The 19,279-nt window shown below is 71.4% G+C and carries 19 protein-coding genes; 5 read left to right on the top strand and 14 right to left on the bottom strand.

Annotated features, from left to right (window positions below; translation table 11 throughout):
• Nucleotides 1-36: 36 nt before the first annotated feature.
• The 6 genes from ACFW22_RS30165 to ACFW22_RS30140 all read right to left on the bottom strand — a co-directional run bounded on the left by ACFW22_RS30165 (nucleotide 37) and on the right by ACFW22_RS30140 (nucleotide 5,740).
• Nucleotides 37-1,080, bottom strand: a complete 1,044-nt coding sequence (locus tag ACFW22_RS30165) for an Ldh family oxidoreductase (protein WP_384876586.1) — start codon at nucleotides 1,078-1,080, stop codon at nucleotides 37-39.
• A 50-nt stretch (nucleotides 1,081-1,130) separates the two neighbouring features.
• Nucleotides 1,131-1,970: a hypothetical protein gene (locus tag ACFW22_RS30160; RefSeq protein WP_386410575.1), complete on the bottom strand. Its 840-nt coding sequence runs from the start codon at nucleotides 1,968-1,970 to the stop codon at nucleotides 1,131-1,133.
• Between the two features lie 85 nt (nucleotides 1,971-2,055).
• The gene (locus ACFW22_RS30155; RefSeq protein WP_384876584.1) at nucleotides 2,056-2,955 is read right to left on the bottom strand and encodes an aminoglycoside phosphotransferase family protein; all 900 of its coding nucleotides are present in this window, start codon (nucleotides 2,953-2,955) and stop codon (nucleotides 2,056-2,058) included.
• A 121-nt stretch (nucleotides 2,956-3,076) separates the two neighbouring features.
• Nucleotides 3,077-4,252 carry an enhanced intracellular survival protein Eis gene (eis, locus tag ACFW22_RS30150; protein WP_384876582.1) on the bottom strand — a complete coding sequence of 392 codons (1,176 nt, stop codon included), beginning with the start codon at nucleotides 4,250-4,252 and terminating at the stop codon, nucleotides 3,077-3,079.
• A 16-nt stretch (nucleotides 4,253-4,268) separates the two neighbouring features.
• Nucleotides 4,269-4,817, bottom strand: a complete 549-nt coding sequence (locus ACFW22_RS30145) for a MaoC family dehydratase (RefSeq protein ID WP_384876580.1) — start codon at nucleotides 4,815-4,817, stop codon at nucleotides 4,269-4,271.
• Complete coding sequence (locus ACFW22_RS30140) at nucleotides 4,817-5,740, bottom strand: HpcH/HpaI aldolase/citrate lyase family protein (protein ID WP_384876578.1); 924 nt, start codon at nucleotides 5,738-5,740, stop codon at nucleotides 4,817-4,819. Before ACFW22_RS30140 ends, ACFW22_RS30145 begins: the two co-directional genes overlap by 1 nt.
• Nucleotides 5,741-6,024: 284 nt before the next feature.
• Here ACFW22_RS30140 and ACFW22_RS30135 point away from each other — a divergent pair, with 284 nt between their 5' ends.
• Together ACFW22_RS30135 and ACFW22_RS30130 are read left to right on the top strand one after the other, a co-directional pair.
• On the top strand, nucleotides 6,025-7,119 hold the full coding sequence (locus ACFW22_RS30135) for a helix-turn-helix domain-containing protein (RefSeq protein ID WP_384876576.1): 1,095 nt from the start codon (nucleotides 6,025-6,027) through the stop codon (nucleotides 7,117-7,119).
• Nucleotides 7,120-7,140: 21 nt separating this feature from the next.
• On the top strand, nucleotides 7,141-7,746 hold the full coding sequence (locus tag ACFW22_RS30130) for an HD family hydrolase (RefSeq protein ID WP_384876575.1): 606 nt from the start codon (nucleotides 7,141-7,143) through the stop codon (nucleotides 7,744-7,746).
• A 125-nt stretch (nucleotides 7,747-7,871) separates the two neighbouring features.
• On the opposite strand, the gene ACFW22_RS30125 is transcribed toward ACFW22_RS30130, so the two are convergent.
• The 8 genes from ACFW22_RS30125 to ACFW22_RS30090 form a co-directional block, all read right to left on the bottom strand.
• Nucleotides 7,872-9,152, bottom strand: a complete 1,281-nt coding sequence (locus tag ACFW22_RS30125; protein WP_384876573.1) for an MFS transporter — start codon at nucleotides 9,150-9,152, stop codon at nucleotides 7,872-7,874.
• Nucleotides 9,153-9,313: 161 nt separating this feature from the next.
• Nucleotides 9,314-10,621 (bottom strand): M14 family zinc carboxypeptidase, encoded by a 1,308-nt coding sequence (locus ACFW22_RS30120; RefSeq protein WP_384876571.1) that lies wholly within the window; start codon nucleotides 10,619-10,621, stop codon nucleotides 9,314-9,316.
• The gene (locus ACFW22_RS30115) at nucleotides 10,618-10,956 is read right to left on the bottom strand and encodes a hypothetical protein (RefSeq protein ID WP_384876569.1); all 339 of its coding nucleotides are present in this window, start codon (nucleotides 10,954-10,956) and stop codon (nucleotides 10,618-10,620) included. Before ACFW22_RS30115 ends, ACFW22_RS30120 begins: the two co-directional genes overlap by 4 nt.
• Nucleotides 10,953-11,876: a helix-turn-helix transcriptional regulator gene (locus ACFW22_RS30110; RefSeq protein ID WP_384876567.1), complete on the bottom strand. Its 924-nt coding sequence runs from the start codon at nucleotides 11,874-11,876 to the stop codon at nucleotides 10,953-10,955. The genes ACFW22_RS30115 and ACFW22_RS30110 overlap by 4 nt, the downstream gene beginning before the upstream one ends.
• Nucleotides 11,873-13,759 (bottom strand): glycoside hydrolase family 15 protein, encoded by a 1,887-nt coding sequence (locus tag ACFW22_RS30105; protein WP_384876565.1) that lies wholly within the window; start codon nucleotides 13,757-13,759, stop codon nucleotides 11,873-11,875. The genes ACFW22_RS30110 and ACFW22_RS30105 overlap by 4 nt, the downstream gene beginning before the upstream one ends.
• Entirely contained in the window at nucleotides 13,756-13,953 is a 198-nt protein-coding gene (locus tag ACFW22_RS30100; RefSeq protein ID WP_384876563.1) for a DUF5999 family protein, read from the bottom strand. The genes ACFW22_RS30105 and ACFW22_RS30100 overlap by 4 nt, the downstream gene beginning before the upstream one ends.
• A 171-nt stretch (nucleotides 13,954-14,124) precedes the next feature.
• Nucleotides 14,125-14,688 (bottom strand): AAA family ATPase, encoded by a 564-nt coding sequence (locus tag ACFW22_RS30095; protein WP_384876561.1) that lies wholly within the window; start codon nucleotides 14,686-14,688, stop codon nucleotides 14,125-14,127.
• Nucleotides 14,685-15,230 carry an ATP-binding protein gene (locus ACFW22_RS30090; RefSeq protein ID WP_384876559.1) on the bottom strand — a complete coding sequence of 182 codons (546 nt, stop codon included), beginning with the start codon at nucleotides 15,228-15,230 and terminating at the stop codon, nucleotides 14,685-14,687. The genes ACFW22_RS30095 and ACFW22_RS30090 overlap by 4 nt, the downstream gene beginning before the upstream one ends.
• A 438-nt stretch (nucleotides 15,231-15,668) precedes the next feature.
• On the opposite strand from ACFW22_RS30090, the gene ACFW22_RS30085 reads away from it, so the two are divergent.
• From ACFW22_RS30085 to ACFW22_RS30075, 3 genes are read left to right on the top strand one after another with little or no spacing between them, the layout of a single operon-like run.
• On the top strand, nucleotides 15,669-16,952 hold the full coding sequence (locus ACFW22_RS30085; protein ID WP_384876557.1) for a helix-turn-helix domain-containing protein: 1,284 nt from the start codon (nucleotides 15,669-15,671) through the stop codon (nucleotides 16,950-16,952).
• 33 nt (nucleotides 16,953-16,985) lie between these two features.
• The gene (locus ACFW22_RS30080; RefSeq protein ID WP_111335808.1) at nucleotides 16,986-17,888 is read left to right on the top strand and encodes a phosphotransferase; all 903 of its coding nucleotides are present in this window, start codon (nucleotides 16,986-16,988) and stop codon (nucleotides 17,886-17,888) included.
• A gap of 59 nt (nucleotides 17,889-17,947) precedes the next feature.
• The gene (locus ACFW22_RS30075) at nucleotides 17,948-19,156 is read left to right on the top strand and encodes an IS4 family transposase (RefSeq protein ID WP_384876555.1); all 1,209 of its coding nucleotides are present in this window, start codon (nucleotides 17,948-17,950) and stop codon (nucleotides 19,154-19,156) included.
• Nucleotides 19,157-19,279 lie beyond the last annotated feature (123 nt).

Here is a 19,279-nt window from a genome sequence, read left to right as displayed (position 1 = left end):
TGGAACTGCAAGCGGTTCAAGGGGGTCTCCTGGTGGTCAGTCGGAGGTGAAGTCGCCGGCCGCGCGGGCGGACAGGCGGGCGAGGAGCGGGCCGGGGACGGGGACGGTGCCGACTCGGCGGGCGGCGGCTTCGCGGGCGCGGCCCTGGTCGCCGGGGACGCGCCAGGTGCCGTCGGCCGCCGCTGCGGCCCGCAGCTGGTCCGCGAGGCGTGTGTTCGCGGCGGCCGGGTCCTTGTCGGGTGCGGCGAAGGTGGGGTCGAGGGCGATGAAGGCGTAGCCGGTGGTCCAGGTGGAGTCGACGTCGCTGCCCATGGGGAAGCCGAACAGGGAGCCGGTCAGGGACTGGACGAGCAGGGAGAGCGCGAGGCCGCGGTGCTCGCCGAAGACGATCGCGGAGGAGGCGGCGTGGGGGTCGCGGGTGGTGCGGCCGTCGGCGTCGACGAAGCACTCCTCGGGCAGAGGCCGGCCCGAGCGGCGGTGCTCCCACAGCACGCCCATCGGCGCGAGGGTGGTGCCCATGTCCGCGCTCAGGGGCTCGCCGAGCGTGGGCAGGGCGAAGGAGAGGGGGTTGACGCCGAGTACGGGGGTGGAGCCGCCGGCTGGGACGGCTTCGGCCCGGGAGGTGTTGGCGGCGATGCCGACCAGGCCGTGTGCGGCGATGGCCTCGGTGAAGGTGGACAGGACGCCGTAGCGCTGGGTGTTGATGATCCCGACCAGACCGACGCCGAGACGGCGGGCCCGCTCGATGGCGGCGGCGGTCGCGAAGTCGGCGCTGAGCGGTCCGATCTCGCGGTGCGCGTCGACGACGGCGAACGCCCCGCGCTCGCGGACGATCTCGGGCGCGGCCTGCCGTTCGGGGAAGAACCGGGATTCGAAGGCGAACTTCGCCAGCCCGTGGGAGGGCTTGCCGCGCAGTTCTCCGGTCAGGAAGTGCTCGGCCACCCGGCGGGCCGCGCTGTCGGGGACGCCCACGGCCTGGCAGGTCCGGGCCATCAGGTCCCCGAGTTCGGCGATCGGCACCGGCACGCGTGCCGGTTCGGCCGGCGCGGGACCGCGGGTGGAGATGGCGGTGTTGGACATGGTTCTCCGTTCGACGGTGGCGGGAGAAGGTGGGGAAGGAGGGGGGTGGTTCAGGTACGGGTGCGGAAGCGGCGCCAGGTCATGACGGAGCGCATCTGCCCCTCCCGCTCGGCGCGGCGTGCGGGAGGGCAGGTGGCGGCCTGCTCGGCGCGTCGCCGGGTGAGCGCGGTGACAAAGGTGTCGGCTGCCTCGGTAGGGGCGGAGGCCCAGCTGGGCAGCGCCCGGCGGGCCCACGCCTCGGCGTCGGCCGCAGGGGTGCCGGCGTCGATCAGCTGCGCGAGCAGAAAACCGGCGCTGAGCCACCCGGCGCCGCGCCCGGGCCAGGCCCAGTCCAGCAGGACGGCACTGCCGTCGCCTCGGACGAGGATGTTCCCCTCGTTCAGGTCGGTGTGCACGAGCCGGTCGCCGGCCAGCAGGCCGAGGTCCAGGTCGGCGCCGAGGTGCGCCCAGCGGTCCTCGACCCGCACTGCGGCGGCGGGGGCCGACAGGGTCGCGAGGCGTCGCAGCGCGTGGGCGGCGGCGTCACGGTCCGCCGAGCCCGGGGACAGGTCGGCGGCCCGGCCGGGGACGTGCTTGAACAGCAGCCACCGCCAGGCGCCGGCGGTGCCGTGGTGCAGCAGCCTGGGCGCGAGCGATCGGACAGCGGGTGCGAGGCGTGCCTCGGTGTCCAGGGTGAGCGCCTGGCGGTGGGACAGCGGAGTGGCCTTGAGGAACAACCGGCGCCCGGGGACGTCCAGGGACAGGCGCAGCCGGGCGGTCCTGCCCTCCGCGGCCTCGACGGCGTCGAGGCCGGGGCCGGCGGCGGCTTCGACGGCGGCGCGCAGCGGCTGCGGGACGCCGCTCCACACGGTGGTCGCGGCGAGGGCGGGCAGGTCGGGGGTGAGAGTCATCGGGCAACTCCTGATCCGGATCGCTGCGGCAGGGGAGGACGCGGACCCGGCCCCAGGGCCGTGCCGGATCCGCGCGGGGTTTGTGCTAGGGCTGGCGGGCGGCCATCCGGTCCAGGACGAGGTGGCCGCGCGTCACGAGCTCGTCGCGGTCCTTGGCCAGGCCGTTGCGCAGGTAGGACACGCCGAGGCGGACGGTCAGCAGATGCAGCAGGCGGTCCTCCTCGGCCGTCAGCGGCCGGCCGTAGCCCGTGAAGTACGCCTCGCGCAGCTCCGGGCGGACGGACCAGACCGCACCGCACAACCAGGCGAACTCGGATGCGGCGACGCCGTGCGCGGCCATCGCGAAGTCGATCAGACCGTGACGACCGGTGGCCTCGTCGTACATCCAGTTCCGGGTCTCGTAGTCGCCGTGTCGGTAGACCAGCGGCAACTGCTCGGCGAGGCCGGGGAGCTCCTTCGACGCGGCCTCGACCAGGGCGAGCCGGTCGGCGGCCAGGTGCGGCGCGACATCCTCCAGGCAGTCGGCGGCTTCGTGGGCTTTGGCCTCCATGTCGGAACGAACCGCGGCGCGGTCCGCGTCCGTGCCGGGCTCGGACGCGTCGTGCCAGCGGCGCAGCAGCCGCCCGGCGTCCTCGTACAGGCGCAGCTCGGTGTTGGTTTCCAGGGGCAGGTCCCGTACGACGCGGCCGGGCAGCGGCGTGCTGAGGATCGCGCGCAGGCCCGGGTCGCAGGCCAGCAGCCGCGGCGCCTCCGTCTCGCTCAGGTGCGCCGCGGTGAAGGCGTATCCGGCGACTTCGCGCTCGAAGTCGAGGTCACTGGGACTGATCTTCACGTAGGCATCCCGGCTGGCCGCGCTCACGCACCACACGAGGGAGGTGCTGCGAGGCCAGGAACGGTCTTCGTTCGCGTCCAGGCCAGAGAGGTGGCCGACGACCCAGTCGCGCAGCTCGGGCGGGAAGGGCTTGGTGGGCTTGGCGGTCGTCATGAAGATCGGTCTCCGAACGGGGGTGTAGCGGGTGGATTAGGTGGGGCCGTGCACGCGGGTGCGAGGGGCGCGCTGCGGTTCCCGCCGGTTCAACGGCCGGATAACGGGCGGGGTGCGAGGGTCAGAAGTAGTCGGCGAGCCACGGCTCCCGGTCGGCGGTGGCGGCGAGCAGGCGGGCGAGGACGGAGTCCTCCCCGCGCAGGCCCGCCAGTGCGGCGGTGGCCGGACTGCGGTAGCCGCCGGCGTACCAGAGCGAGAACTGCCCCATGGTCAGCGTGACGTCGGCGGTACGGCCGCGCTGCGCGCCGCCGGGGAGGAGGCGGGCGCTGCCAGCACTGATACTCAGGGTCTGGCGGCTGAAACCGGCGCCGTTCAGGTCGGCGAGGTCGAGCACGAACTCGTCGTCCACGTGCTCGGGCCAGCCGCGCAGTTCGACGGCACGGGCGGGTTCGAGGACGCGCAGCATCCACGGATGCCAGGCTCTGGCCGTCGCCGTGCCGACGCTCGCGAGGCGCTGCTGCAGCAGCGGGCCGGGCGGCAGCCCGGTGCGCTCGAACATCACCGTGGGGATGCGGCCGTGGTGCCGTCCGAGGAAGGCGAGCATCGCGTCCGTGGCCGGCGCGTCGGCGGCCCAGAAGTCGTGGACGACCAGCTGTCGGCCGCCCGGGGTGCGCTGCGTCGCCGTCGTCAGGACACCCCTCGTCTCCCGCCCGTGCGCGGCGAACGCGTACGTCTCCAGGTCCGGATGCCGTTCCTGCTGCCAGGTGCCCCACCAGGCGGGCCGCTGCCACGGCCCGTTCCACCGCCCGGCCAGCCGGTCCCGCAGGTCCGCGAGCTGCGCGGTGTCGCCGTGGGTGATCTCCATCGTGTCGGCGGCGGCCTGCTTGAGGGCGGCGGTGGGCACCGTCCAGGAGAACACCTGTGCCGGGGCCTCCCAGCCCAGCCGCCGCACGTAGCCGTTGGAGGCCGTCCACAGCGTGGCAAGGACCGCGCCCTGGTCCTGCAGGGCGCGCACCCTCTCCTGCACGAGGTGGGCGGCGAGTCGGCCGCCGCGCTCCTCCGGGGCGACGCAGCCGCAGCCCATGCTCGCGGCGGGCACCGGCCGGCCGCCGAACCACTGCGGCACGAGCATGCCCATGCCCCCGGCGACGACCCGGCCGCCGCGCAGCGCCACCCGCCGGTCCGCGTACGGTCCCAGGCGCGTGATGTCGGGCACCGGCTGGCCGTAGGCGCGGCGGGCCAGAGCGTCGTACTCCTCCCACTGGGCGTCGTCGGCCTCGGTGAACTCCACGTCCATGGTGGCTCCCCTTCTTCTAGTAGCCGGTGGCGTCGCGGACGACGTCCGGGTCGGCGGGGACGAAGAAGGTGCGGGTGCCGGTGACGACCAGCTCGCCACGCTGGTTGAACCCGTCGACCCGGCAGGTGACGATGCCCTGGTCGGGGCGGCTGTTCGAGCGGCGGGCGGACAGGACGGTGCTGCGCGCGGACAGGGTGTCGCCGACGTGGACGGGCTTCTTCCAGCTGACCTCGTCCAGGGCGAGGTTGCCGGTGGTCATGCCGCTGGTGGTGCGGACCGTCATCCCGAGCACGATGTTGAGGGTGAGCATCCCGCACACCAGAACCCGCGGGTGGCCGGTACGGCGGCAGTACTCGGTGTCGGAGTGGACCGGCGCCTCATTGCCCATCAGCGCGAGGACCTGCACGTGCTCGGCCTCGGTCACCGTCCGGGCCGGCCGGTGCTCGATGACCAGGCCGGGCACGAGGTCGTCCAGGCCCAGGCCGACGACCTCCCGGAGGCGGCCGTCCTCCACCTGGCGGAACCCAGCCGGGACGGATGACGGGGGCTGCTGCTTCTGCATCATCAGCTCGCTTTCGTGACAGAGGTGGTGGTGACGGCGGGGCGATGGCCGGCTCGGCGGACGACGGCGAGGGCGGCCTCGACGAGCGGCGGCCCCACCATCACGCCGTCCGCCGTGGTGATGGCGCCGCCCGCCTTGGCCACCGCGGAGGCCGCGTCGAGCACCGCACGAGCCGCCTCGAGCTCGCGCGGGCTCGGAGCGAACGCCTGCGCGATGACGCTCAGCTGGCGCGGGTGGACAGCGACCTTGCCCGCGAAGCCCAGCTCGACCGCCTCCAGGGCGTCCCGGCGCAGCCCGTCCTGGTCATCGAGAGAGAAGAAGGGCGAGTCCACGGCCGGAATCCCGGCAGCGGCGGACGCAGTGACGAGCTGAGCGCGCGGGTACCACATCGCCCGGGACGTGAGCTGGCACCCAGCCGCCGCCGCGTAGTCGGCGGCGCCGAAGAGCACGCCCGCCAGACCCGGTGACTGCACGATGCAGGACAGTTCGACGATTCCCCGCGGGGACTCGATCAGCGCCCAGACCTTCGGCGCTGTCTGCGCCCCGCGCGCGGCCTGCACGACGGCCTCGATCTCGCGGCCCGACTCAACTTTGGGCACTACGACGAGGTCCGGCCGCAACCTCCCTTCGTCCATGGCGGCAAGGTCCCGCAGGCCCTCGGCGCCGTCCACCGCGTTGATCCGCACGCCCAGCAGCGGCCCGCCGGCCCCCCGCGTGCGGGCACCGGCGAACGCCAGGACGGCCGCTCGGGCATCGGCCTTGGACCCGGCCGGCACCGAATCCTCCAGGTCGAGCAGCACCACATCGGCGCCGGAGCCGACCGCCGTGTCGAAACGCGCGGGCGCGATACCGGGAGTCACCAGCCAGGTCGGCCCACTGGGCCCGGCAGGGTAGGGCGGCGCGGAGTTCGCCCGATTCAGCTGCACGTCGATCTCCTCTCGAACGGTCGACCGGCCCGGTCGCTGCCCGTACGAGCACGACGGACCGGAAGCAGGAACAGGGATTCGGGCAACGGCACCCGGGCGGTCGGACATCGAGCGGGGGTGGCAGTGCGCTGTGCGCTCTGGCCGATGCCCCGAACCATCACTCGCGGCTCAGCTCGCCGAACTAGCCTAGGAAGACCGTGTTCTGAAGAAGACTCACTCCCGGTACGGGTTTGTCTGCGCGGGCGGGCAGGGGGCACAGCCGGGGTCGACCGGAAGGAACCGACATGGGGACCGGGAGCCGGAGCTGGGCCGCTACCGGCGTGGTCTCGGGGTTCATCCTTCGGATACTGCGCGAGAGCATCCCCCTCCCGCAGACCGTCCTGGCCGAGCATCTGGATATCGACCTCGGCACCGTCCAGGGCTGGGAGAGCGGGCGCCGGCCGCTCGGCAACGTCCGCACGATGGACCTGCTGCAGTTGCGCCGCCGCCTGGCGCTCCTGGGCGCCGACGGATCCCTGCTCGGCTGGCTGGAGGCCGCGATGGACGCCGACCGGATCCTCACCGCCGTGCTGCACCCGCCGGCCGACCCCGCCGACCACCCGCTGGCGGGCTGGGTGCAGTCCCGCGAGACGGCGCACCTGGTCGCCTGGGCGGTACGCGGCATCATCCCGCCCGCCCTGCGGTCGCGCGCCACCCGGACGCGCCGCGGCCCCGTCCCCGCCGGACCGCAGCTCTCGGCCGCCGACCGGGCGGACTTCTTCGCCCAGCTTCGCCGGACCGCGGAAAGCGCCGACCGGGCGGGGGAGCGCGGGCTGCTCCTGCGCCGCCAGAGCCTCTACCTCGCGTCCTACGATCCGGCCCCCGACGCCGGGGACTGGGCTGAGGCGGCGCTGCGCACCATGCGCCCGGCTCTGGCCCTGCGCGACTACACGCCGCGCTGGATCGAGGCCCGCACCGCCGCGACGGTCGCTGCCCGCCAGGGCGACCCGGTTCCCCTGCGCGACTTCGTCGACGCCATGGCCGACGACCAGCACAGCGAGCTCGCCAACCTCGCCTACTGGGCCTACTGGCTTGGCTCCATGCCGCCCACCCAGCCGGACGACGGGTTCCTCCACCGGCCGGATCCGACCGCGTGGAGCCCGGTCCACCTGTTCCAGCAGCTGGCCGGCTCGCTCCACGACGCGCCCGGCACCGTCGACCTGTACGTGCACTCCCTCCACACCCTGCTCCACCTTCACCCCTGGCTGCCGCTCGCCGACCCCGCCGCCGCCCGGCGTCTGGGCGGGCGCGCTGTCGAGCTCCTCGACGCCGGGGTCCTGTCCCCGGTATCGCGACGCGACTTCGAATCGGTCCACTACCGTCTCTCGCAGCCGAACTGACGAACCGCCAGGAGAAACGACGTGCCCGAACACGCACCCACCGACGCCGAGACCGCCGCCACAGCCGCCTTGCTCTTCGAGGCCGGCGCCCTGCGCAACCAGCCGCGCACCGGCTGGCCCTACGACGGCGTTCCCCTCTCTGCCACCGAGACCGTCGCCGAGCACAGCCACCGCACCACCGTCATCGGCGTCGCACTGGCCGCGATGGAAGGCGCCGACCCCGCCCGCACTGCCCTGCTGTGTGCGCTCCACGATCTCCACGAGACCCGTGTCGGTGATCAGACGCCGGTCACCCGTCGCTACGTCGCGACCGCTGACCCGCGGAAGGTGACAGCCGACCAGGTGACCGGCGCGCACCCGTCCGTCGGGAGCGCCGTCACGGCGGCCGTCGAGGAGTTCGAAGTCGGGGAGACCCTCGAAGCCAGGTGCGCGCGCGACGCCGACAAACTGGACTGCTTTTACCGGGCCTTGGAGTACCGGGCGGTCGGCTACCGCACCGACGGCAAGATCGAAAGGTGCCGCGCCGCGTTGAAGACAGACTCCGCCCGCAGCCTCGCGGACGCCGCCGCCGCGATGGAACCCACCCAGTGGCAGCGCACGCTGCCCGGTGTACCGGCCGTACGCTGAGCTGCCCTCAGCTGTTCCAGTCCATTCCGCTGGTACGGGATCGGAATCCTCCGCTGGGCGGCGACGCAGGGGAGCGTCCGTTTCAGAGCAGTGGGCCTGCTGCTTTTCGCCGTTGTCGGACAGCTTCATTGAGCGCCCCCCTCGTCCTTGGCCGTCAGACGTCGGACGGGTGAGCGCCACAACATCCCCACGGGCAGCAGGAGGGCGATCACCCCGATGGCCATCACGGCGCGGACGCTGATGAGGGTGCTGAGGGCGCCGGCGGCAAGCGCGGTGAGCGGCAGGATTCCGGTGGTGAGCCACAGGCTGGTCTGCTGGACGCGAGAGCGGAGTCGTGCAGGGCTGGTCTGCTGCTGTATGGAACGCTGGGTCGTACCGATACAGGTCGCCGTCGCCCAATGGAGGAATCCGCTGCCGACGAGGATCGCGAGCCAGGCTGGGCCCGGCTGGGCGAGCATCGGGGGGACGTGCATCAGCGCGTAGACGGGCCAGGCGCAAAGGAGGACCAGGCCGGTCCCGTGCCGGCGGGCGAGCCTGGGAGCGAGGAGTGCCCCGATGAGCCCGCCGAGGCTGCCGGCGCCCATGATCATGCCGAGGCCCGTGGTCCCCTTCTGCACGGTGTGCAGAAGGTGGTAGGGCAGGAGCGGTGCGGTCAGCCCGTCCCCTACGCCAGTAACGGCCAAGGCCAGGAGCAGCGGACGCAGTACCCGATCGCTCGCGCAGTGGGCGACGCCCTCTCGAATCGCGAGGATCGCCGGCTGCCGCTCGGTCCGAACTTGGACGGGGGCGGACAGGGCGCGGATCCGGGCCGCGCACCACGCGGAGACGACGTACGACAGGGCGTCGACGGCGAAGGCCCGGGCTGCGCCGACTGTGGCCACGAGGAGAGTGCCCAAAGCGGCGCCGGTAGTGCCGGCGATGGTTAACACGGCAGTGAGGCGGGCGTGGGCCTGGTGCAGCTGTCCCGGAGCGGCCAGCCTGGGGATGGCCGCGAGCGACGTGGCCGAGTGCAGCGTCGATGCGGTGCCCAGGGCGAGGGCGACGGCGTAGAGGAGCGGCATCGACAGCCGGTCGAAGGCGGCGGCGAGGGGGATCACGCTCACCAGGGCAGCCGCGGTCAGGTCCGTCGAGATCAGTATGGTGCGCAGCGGGTGGCGGTCCAGAACCACGCCCGCGGGCAGCGCGACCACCAGAGCGGGGAGCCTCGCGGCGCAGGCCAGGAGGGCGACCTGCCCCGGGTCGGCGTGGAGGTAGAGGACGGCGAGCGCTGGTAGGGCGATGGCGTGCACAGCAGACCCCGCGTGACCGATGCCTTCGCCCATCAGCATCAGGGCGAACGACCGCTTCACGCCCTGGGCGCGGTTGAGGAAGGGCGGTTTGGTGTGGATCTCGGGTGCCGCTGTCACAGAGGGGCTCCGGGAGACAGAGAAGGGTGGTCGGGGACAAGGGAGTACGGTGCGGCCTTCGGGGTGAGCAAGGCGTCCGTGGGTGGTGCGGGTGACGGGCGCCTGCGCCACCCGGTAGGAACTGATGCCGCAGGCGGGGCTGGCCGTTGGCGGCCGGCTGGTCAGCGGGGGCCGTCGGTCGCCGCGCCGACGCCGACCGGGGGTCCCGGCGGAAGCGTCCGGGCCATGGCCAGGACGAAGTCCGTCTGGTATCCGGCGGTGTGGGACAGCGGAAGGGGCCGGGGGCGGAGGGCCTGTTCCGCCCGGCGGCACCAGGCGAGCAGGATGGCCTCGGTCTTGGCTCGCCGCTCGTGGAGCTGGTTGCTGTAGGGGCCGGTGGCGAGGGGCTGGTTGCTGTGGCGCAGGAGCATGCCCGCGGCGCGCGCCGGGACGAGGAGGACCAGGTCCTGCCCCTTGCCGGATCCGGGGCTCTGCTGGATCTGCCGGATCATCACGGGGAGGATCGAGAGAATCTCCTTCGCGGCGGACAGGAACACAGATTCCTCGTTCGGGACTGCGGCGTGCTCGGCGATGAGGTCGCCGAGCACGTGGCGGGCGTCTTCGAGGATGCCGATGGCTTCCTGGGGCGAGAGCTTGAGGGAGGTGGACGCCCACATCGGGACCTCTGTGAAGACGCCGAGGCCGCCGTGCCGGTCGGTGTAGTGGGCGCTGCTGGATCCGGCGGGCTTCCACTCCTGGTCGTCGCCCCTGCTGCTGTCGCCGTCCACCTTGGCGACGGCCGGAGGTGCCAGGAGGTAGGCGCCGGTCCCGATGGAGGGGAGGCCGATGCAGTCCGAGGGCGTCTCCTCGACGGGCAAGCCGTACCGGGCCGCCAGGTCCGCCATGACCGGAGCGAGGCCGGGCTCGGCACGGGAGGTCATCGCCCACACACCGCCGGAGTCGCTCCCGTGGAGCGAGACGGTCAGGGCCGGCCGCACGTCGTCGATCACGCTCATGAGGGCGCGGGTCTCCGGCAGGGGCGCGTTGAACGACTCCGTGGGGAAGGTCCACTCGGGCTGTGCGGCGGCCGTGGGCCGGTACAGGCCGCGGTGGTACGACGCCATTGTCGGAGGCCAGGTCCTCGACCACCAGTCCTGGTTGGCCGCGACGCCGTCGGGGTCGGCGCATCCCACGAGGTGCCAGGTGACCGTCTTGCGGTCCTCGGGGTGTTCGGCGATGTACCGGGCGAGCGCGGGGATCACCGCGAGCCCGATCGGTTCGTTCGGGTGCGGGGCGCCGATGACGAGGACGTGCTCGGGGCCTCCGGGGATGGTCAGCATGAGCATGGGACGGCCGGCGCGGGAGCGGCCGATCTCGCGGAGGGCGCAGGCCGCCGGGTGCTCGGTGGCGATCTTCTCCAGCTCCTGGTCCAGTTCCTCCAGCGTGGGCGGCCGGTCGCCGATGTATGGGGCGAAGGTTCCGCGGGTCACGACCAGACCTCCTTGCTGTGGTCGCCATCGTGGATCGGGACGGTGTGGTGGGCGGGGCCCAGCGCGTGGGGTTCGTAGCGGTAAATGTGGGTGCTGCTGGCCGTGGCGTTGGCCGCGTACTGCGGCTGCTCTTCGGCGTGCGGCTCCAGGTCCGGCGCGGACGCGGCGGCGCGTTCCTGGGCGCTGTCGATCTCGTGGGCGACCAGGCTTCCGGCCAGGGTGATACCGACGGCGTTCATGCCGAGGATCATGAGGCCGGGGATGGTTTCGAGGAGATCGAAGGCGGACCATCCGACTCGGGTGGCGGGGACGGGTAAGCGTGCCTTGTGGGTCACGGCTGCTCCTTTCCGGAGGCGGGGTTGAAGAGGCTGGGCAGGAGGCCCCAGAAGGCGGCCAGGGCGATGAGGTGCGGGTCGGTGCGGGCTCTGCACCGTTCGCGCAGCTCGTCGACGTGGTCGAGGAACGGGCCGCTGGACCGGAGTTCGTCTGGGAGGTCGTCGTCCGTGGCGAGGCCGGCGAGGACGCGCAGGACGGCGAGGTCGGCTGGGGAAAGCTCGGGGGCCAGCATCGACACGGCAGGGGGAGCGACGTGGCCGCCTGCGAGCAGGGCGGCGGCTTTGCGGACGGCGGTGGGCGCGCCGAAGTAGCGGCCGATCCGGCTCAGGTGCTGGCGGATGGTCCCGACGGGCATTCCCAGCTCCTCGGCCATCTGCGTGTCCGACGCGCCGGTGAGCAGCAGTCGCCCGACTGTCAGCTGGGCCGGGGTGAGCGGGCGCGGCTTGGACGGGGCGGTGACGCGGGCCGGTGCCCTGCTGGGGAGTCGTGGTCCCGTCGGGGCATGGGTGAGGACGGCAGGGAGAAGCGGGCCGTGCAGGACGCGGTGAAGGTCGGCGGGCGAGGTGACGCCCTGGCCGGGGGGCACGGCCCAGTGAACGTCCCGGCCGCCGGTCGTTGTCAGCGGCGGGATGCCTATGGGTCTGCCCTTCGGCATGACCCGGACGCCGTAGGGCCAGTCGTGCGGGAGGACGGAATCGGGCGGCAGCAGGAAGTGCCATGCTCGCGTGGTGCTGTTGGCGAGCACGGGTCCGGTGCGCGGGCCCAGCGCGGTCAGCGACGGGCGGGCGAGGTCGGCCGGGACGCGGACCGCGGTGAAGTCCTCGCCACAGCGAGCGCGGAGGGTCTCGCTGCTGCCCGATATCCAGGAAGGCATGTCCCAGCCGCCCACGAACGAGCGGGTGTGCGTCCAGGCCGTCACGACTCCGCTCCCACTAGGTGGGGCGAGCTGAAGGCAGGGAGGTCCGCGAGTGCGGCCGTCGCGCCGAGGTGACCGACGTGGCTGAACGCCTGAGGGAAGTTGCCGAGCTGGCGGCCGGTGGCCGGGTCGTACTCCTCGGCGAGCAGGCCGAGTCCGTTGCGGACGGCGAGGAGGCTGCCGAGGACGATGCGGGCCTCGTCGGGCCGGCCGATCAGGGCGAGGGACTCGGCGAGCCACCCGGTGCAGACGAGGAAGCGTCCCTCGTCGCCGGGGAATCCGTCGGCCCCGACATCGTCGCCGGCGGTGCGGTAGCGCAGGACGAGTCCGTCGTCGGTGCCCAGCTCACGCTGGACGGCCTCGATGGTGCCGATCACCCGCTTGTCGTCGGCGGGCAGGAAACCCACGAGCATGGCGTGCAGGAGCGAGGCATCCAGCTCCCGTGACCCGTACGACTGGGTGAAGGAGGCGAGGTCGTCGTCGAAGCCCTTCTCGCACACCTCGGCGTGGATCGTCTCGCGCAGCGCCCGCCACCGCTCCAGCGGCCCGTCGGCGTGGCTGGCCTCGATCGCGCGGACGGCGCGGTCGAAGGTCACCCAGGCCATGATCTTGGAATGGGTGAAGTGGCGCTCCGGACCGCGCATCTCCCAGATGCCCGAGTCGGGCCGGTCCCAGACCCGCTCCAGCTCCTCGGCGAGCGCGACGATGAACGAACCGAGCCACCGGGACCAGCTGCTGTCCGCCTGGGCGAGTTCGTAGAGCTCTACGGCGAGTTCGCCGTAGACGTCGACCTGGAGCTGGTCCGCGGCGGCGTTGCCGATACGGACCGGCGTGGACTGCTCGTACCCCGGCAGCCAGCCCAGCTCCCTCTCCGGCAAGTCCCTCTCGCCGCCGACCCCGAACATGATCTGCCGCCGGTCCTGGCCGTGGGTGGCCTGCACAGCCCAGCTCACCCAGGCGAGCGCCTCGCTCAGATAGCCGTACTTGCGCAGGGCTCCGGCGGTGAGCGCCCCGTCCCTCAGCCAGGCGAAGCGGTAGTCGTAGTTCCGGACACCGTCGATCTCCTCCGGCAGCGAGGTCGTCGGCGCGGCCACGATCGCGCCTGTCGGGGAGTAGACGAGGGCGCCCAGCGTGATCAGGGAGCGGACGACCGCCTCGCGATCGGGGCCGGAGTAGGTGCAGCGCTCCGCCCACGCCTCCCAGAAGTCCAGGCTGAACTTCAGCAGGGAATCGTCGACGGGCACGGCCCGCGGACTGTCCACGCCCTCGCGCCAGGAGAGGCCGAAGGCGACCGTCTGGCCGGCGGTGACGGTGAAATCCGAGACGAGGTCGGCGCGGTCGACGTGCACGGGGACGGTGGCGTCGAGCCACAGCCGGCCACCGTCGTGCTCCGGCAGGTCGATCGCGTGGTGCCCGTCGAACTCGACGATCCGGGGGACGATGGCTCCGTAGTCGGGGCGGGCCCGCAGCAGCGACCGCATGGTCATCGTGCCCGAGAGCCCGGTCACGACCCGCACCAGGCGCGGGGAGCCACCGCCGGGCACCATGAAGTCGGAGACGACGACGCTCGCCGTGGCGTGGCTCCATGTGGTCTGCAGGATCAGCGAGTTGCCCGCGTACTGGCGGCCGGAGGCGGGGATGGCGGTGCCGTCCATGAGCACGGTGGGCGCGATCTGCCAGAAGCCGTGCTCCTCCGTGCCCAGGAGGCCGGCGAAGACGGCCGCGTCGTCGAACCGAGGCATGCACAGCCAGACGATGCTGCCGTCCCGGCGGACCAGGGCACTGCCCTTCTGGTCGCCCAGCAGGGCATGGTCCTCGATTCGCGGGCCGACGACCGGCACGCGGTCGACCGCGTGCTGGTGCGGGATGGCGGGCAGGGCGCTCACGCGGCCACCGCCGCGGTCATGGGACGGTGCGGGGCGATGATCTGGCCGTCGGGCAGCAGCTCACCGGTGTCCTCGAAGAGCAGGACGCCGTTGCACAGAAGGCTCCACCCCTGCTCGGGGTGATGGGCCGAGAGACGGGCCGCCTCACGGTCTGCGGAGTCGGCGCTCGGGCACGGGGGTTGGTGCTGACACATGGTGGGAGTCCTTGTGGGTACGGCAGGAGACGGGAGCGGTGGACGAGCAAGCCGGCGGCTTCCGGTGGTCAGTTCCCGGGGGGCACGAGCGGAGATTGCCGAGCGCTCGGAGGCCGGGAGGAGCCAGGGAGCCAGACGGACGTTCGCTCTACTCCGTGCGTCGTGCGGCTATCAGTGGCAGGAATGAGCCGTGGGAGGCTCGCTGGCATAGGGATGCGGCGCGTGCGGAAATCGCGCAGTTTTAGGGGAGTCGGCGAGTGCGTGCAGAATCTCCGCGATGCACTCGGCCATGGGCTGTTGGGTGTCCACGACGATCTTCGGAGCCAGAATCGAACCCGCGCTCCCGGCGTCTCCCGGGGGCCCTTCAGCGTCCTTGTGGGCCTTTTGAGCGGGATCCTCCGACACAGGGGCTGTGCGGACGCATTCGATGACGTGAAGGCGGTGGCCTATACCGCCGGCGAGATGCCGGAGCGCTCGCACATCGCGGGCCCGTGTGAGGGGATGAGCATCGAGGACTACCGGGGAAGTGGGGCGCTGGTGGAGATTCCACACCGCGGCCTGCAACAGCCACTCGTAGAGGCGGGCCGCTTGCTCGTGCGAGGTGGTGCGGGACGTAGGGAACATCACGGTTCGCAGTTGGGCGAGGTCGAGCAGGACCCCGCCGATGACGATCGCGAGATGTCTGGCCAATTCCGACTTGCCCGTACGCTGCCGACCGCCGATGGCGACGATCACCGCGCCTCCACAGCCGTGCATCCGATCGAGGCGACCGCACGCTTACGAGCGGGTACCTCCGCCTCGCCCGGCCAGCGGAAGAAGGCCCACACTCCCTTGCCGACAACCTCTCCATCACGTGTCGCGGGAGCCGCCGTCCAGTGGTCGGCAATCGCGGAGACGAGCCGGAGACCGCGCCCACCGTCCGCGGTGTCGGGCCGGAACACCGGCGCGGGAACATTCGGCGAGTTGTCAGTCACCAGGATGCCGAGTGCCGCGCCGGGTTTGACGGAGAGCGACAGCCCGAGCGTCTCGGTCTCGCCCGCCGGCCGAGTTCGACCATGAAGCACGGAGTTCGTCACCAGCTCGCTGGCCACGAGAAGGACGCGGTCCGTCAGCTCGTCTTTGCGGCTGAATCCCCAGCCCATGAGCTCTTCCTGGAGGAACTGCCGCGACTGGGGCACGGCCTGTCCCGAGTTCGCGAGATGGATCGTAGCCAGTTCCGCCTCGACATCGTGCGCCAGGACAGCGAGGAACTGCCCGGTCTTCCGAGTCGACGTCATTGAGCGCACCCCCAATCCTGGATGGCGGGTGCCGCCGGCCGATGTCCGGAGCGCGGCGGCACCCGCAGGCTCACGAGCCAAGACCGTCAGGTGTCGTGGCCGGCGAGCGGCTTGTGGTCTCGGGAAGCCCGAGGAGGGCAAGAGTTGCCCCCGTGCACCACGAGCGGCAACCGTGACGGTTCACGTAAACGTGACTGGCTTGCGTGACGCTTCACGTATTCCAGGGCCGTACTTGACGGAGCCGCGTCTTCTTGACGCAGAGCGGACAGCATGTCAGTACGCTGGTCGGCGAGTTCGAAGGGAATCAACTCCATGCGACGTGGCCCTGGACCTCATCGTCCGTCCTGCGCAAAGCGGTTACGTGCGAGCGGTGCCGAACGCGGACACTCAACCGACGAGATCGCCCGTACAATTCAGGCGCACTGCTCCGTCTCCCCCTTGCGCGCACAGCGTCTGGCCAAGGGCCTCACCCTGACCGAGGCAGCGGACCAGATCCGCGAGCTCGTCTCTGACCTGGACAGGGGCCCCCGGGTCACCGTGGAACAGCTGCGGCTCTGGGAAACGGGAGGGCATCAACCGCTTCGCACCACCGTGCTCGTGCTCGCCGCCTTCTATGGCTGCTCGCCCGGGGATCTGGGCCTGGAAGACACCGAGGCCGTCGCCGGCATCGTCCTCCGGGCAGAGTCCCGGCATGGGCACCGCGCCGAGATCACCTCCATGTCCGCCATCGGCGAGCGGATCCCGACGGCTGCCGAGCACCTCTCGCACAGGGTCGACGCCGCGCGGCGTGCGGTGGACCGTACCCTGGCCTCCGCGACGGTCAACTCCAGCCAGCTGGACCACATCGACGAGATGGTCCTTTGGGCCAGCCAGGAGTACATCTCCACCCCGCCGGCCCTGATGCTCACCCGCCTTCTGGACCTCCTTGCCGAGGTCGAGGAGCTGGCCGCATGCCGACAGCCGGCCGCCGTCCAAGTTCGGCTCTCGGAGCTGACTGCGATGCTCTCCACGCTGACTGCCGACGCGCTCATGAAGCTTGGCGACCTCACGCGGTCGCGATCTTGGTACGCCACAGCGCGTACCGCTGCGGACGACAGCGGAAACTCGGAGCTTCGAGCTCGCGTCAGGGCTCAGGCCGCGATGCTGCCCTTCTACTACGGTCCGATCACCCAGGCGGTGAATCTGTGCCGGGAGGCCAGGGTGATCAGCAGCAGAGCACGAACCAGCGCCACGCACGCCTTCTCGGCAGCAGCAGAGGCGCGGGCCCTGGCCAAGCTTGGCGCCGAGGCCGAGGCCGAGGCCGCACTGCGCTACGCGACGAAGGTGTTTGAACAGTTCGGCGGAGACTCGGCGGACGATGCCTTCGCCTTTCCGGAGCGCCGCTACCTGCTCTACAAGAGCGGGACGCTGACCGCTCTCGGGCACACGCGCGAGGCCCGCCAGGTCCAGGAGCAGGCGCTCGTCCTCTACCAGGACAAGACAGGGATCGATCCTGCCCTCCTCCGGCTTGAAGCAGCCATCTGCTACGCGCGGGACCGAAGCCCTGACGAAGCGTGCCAGCTGGCCGGCGCTACCTTCCTGCGGATGGACCCCGCCCACCGCACACCGATCGTGGAGGAAAGAGCCCGCGAGGTTGTAGAGGTCCTTCCGGCGGTGATACGGACAGGCCGGGCGGCGCGCGAGCTTCTTGAGATCATCGAGCTTCCGCCAGGCCGGATGTGACAGGACGGGCCCGTGTCGGTAAGCCTGTGCGACATGACAATCACGCCGGCCCCGGGTGGGTTCGACGAGTTCGAGATGTACCAGGTACTAGAGCGGGCATGCGCGAAGGCCGGCCTCGACAGCCGTGATGCGCGTCTGCTGCGCGGTCACACCAACGCGGTTCTCCTCCTGGAGAAGGAGCAGGTGGTGGCCAAGATTGCTCGGAAGGGAACAGACGTCGAGAGCGTTGCGCGCACGGTCACCTTCGTACGCTGGCTCATCGAAGCAGGCTTTCCTACCGCCCCGCTGCACCCTTGCGATCAGCCGCTGATCGTCGATGGGCACTCTGTCACCTTCTGGACCTACCTGCCGCAACCCGAGCACCCGGTGGCGGCCGGGCAGCTGGCCGGTCCCCTCAAGGCGCTCCACTCACTGCCTCCGCCCCCGATCGCACTTGCTGAGCACGACAACATCCGTGCTATCCGCCGCTCACTGACCGCGATCACATGTCTCCCTGCCGCAGCCATCCGATACATGGAGGAGGAGGCAGACCGACTCGAGGGGGCATTGTGGGGAGTCGACTTCGCTCTTCCCCCCGGGCTGATACAGGGCGACCCACAGCACCGAAACGCGTTGCACACCACCGACGGATCTGCGGTGCTGTGCGACTGGGACACGGTCGCCCATGGTCAGCCGGAATGGGACCTCGTCACGGTCGAAGTCCACTGTCGGCGGTTCGGCTACGGCCAAGCTCACTACCAAGCCTTCGCGAGCACCTACGGGTGGGACGTAACGAAATACGCCGGCTACTCGGTTTTGCGTGATATTCGGGAGCTGCGCATGATCACCACTAACGCACGAAAAGTTCGACATGCTCCTGAGTCTTTGAGTGAGATCCGGCGGCGATTCGACGGGCTTAGGAGGAGGGACACGCAGCTCCCCTGGAACATCCTCTAGCCTCAATACCAGTGACTTAAGGGTCGCTGCTGGTAGCGTGGCATCCAGGAGGTGCCTGGATGCCACGCCCTGGGCAGGTCAAGCCGGAGACGGATGAGCGGTTGTCGGACCGGATCGCGGTCGGGCTGCTGACGCGTACGTTTCCGCCGGAGCTGGTGGACCGGGTGATCGCCGAGTCCGGTCGCTCGGGCCAGCGCACGCGGCTACTGCCGCCGCGGGTGGTGGTGTACTTCGTGCTGGCGATGTGCTTGTTCTCTGGGCAGGGGTACGAGGAGGTCGCGCGACTGCTCACGCAGGGGCTGACCTGGGCGAAGCGTTGGTCGGGCGCGTGGCAGGTGCCGACCACGGCGGCGATCTCGCGGGCGCGGGTGAAGCTGGGGCCGGAGCCTTTGGAGGCGCTGTTCGCCGAGGTTGCCCGGCCGTTGGCGACCGAGGGGACCCGGGGTGCCCGGTATGGGCGGTGGAGGCTGGTGGCGGTCGACGGCACGGTCTTCGACGTGCCCGACAGCGAGGCGAACGCCGCGTACTTCGGGCGGCCGAAGACCCATCGGACCGAGCGATGTGCGTATCCGCAGGTGCGGATGGTGGCACTGGCCGAGTGTGGCACCCACGCCATCACTGCCGCCGCTCTGGGGCCGCTGTCATCATCCGAACCGGCCCTGGCCCGCAGCCTGTTCGGTCATCTCGGCGTAGGGGATCTGCTGCTGGCCGACCGCGGGTTCACCGGCCTGGAGCTGTGGCGGGCGGCCTCGGCCGGCGGCGCGGACCTGTTGTGGCGGGTCCGCGCCCACCAGGTACTGCCGGTCCGTCAGGAACTGCCCGACGGCTCGTACCTGTCGGAGATCGTCACCGCGAAGGACCACCGCAAACGCGCCGACCCCGAGGTGGTGCGGGTCATCGAGTACACCCTGCAAGGCCCGGGCCTCCCGGAGCAGGATGCGCCCTACCGACTGATCACCACCATCCTCGACCCCGACGCCGCCCCCGCCACCGACCTTGCCGCCCTCTATCACGAGCGGTGGGAGATCGAGACCGCACTGGACGAGCTCAAGACCCATCAGCGCGGCCCCGCCCAGGTCCTGCGGTCCCGTTCACCTGAGGGCGTCGAGCAGGAAGTCTGGGGCCACCTGCTCGTCCACTACGCGATCCGCAGCCTCATGCACGTCACTGCGGACGCCGCCCAACTCGACGCCGACCGGCTCTCCTTCACCCGCAGCATCCGCCTCGCGCGCCGACAGGTCACCGCACAGGCGGCCTTTTCCCCCTGACCACCTGGCCGCAGCCCTGGCAGAGGGCCTGCACGAGATAGCCCGGCACCTGCTGCCCGCTCGCCGCAGACGCTTCAACCCCCGCGTCATCAAACGCAAGATGTCCGGCTTCGGCGTCAAACG

The sequence above is a fragment of the Streptomyces sp. NPDC058872 genome (genome assembly GCF_042743065.1).
In the GTDB taxonomy this organism is placed as follows: domain Bacteria; phylum Actinomycetota; class Actinomycetes; order Streptomycetales; family Streptomycetaceae; genus Streptomyces.
Note: the sequence above shows the minus strand (reverse complement) of the source record. Positions and strands in the feature narration are given on the sequence as shown.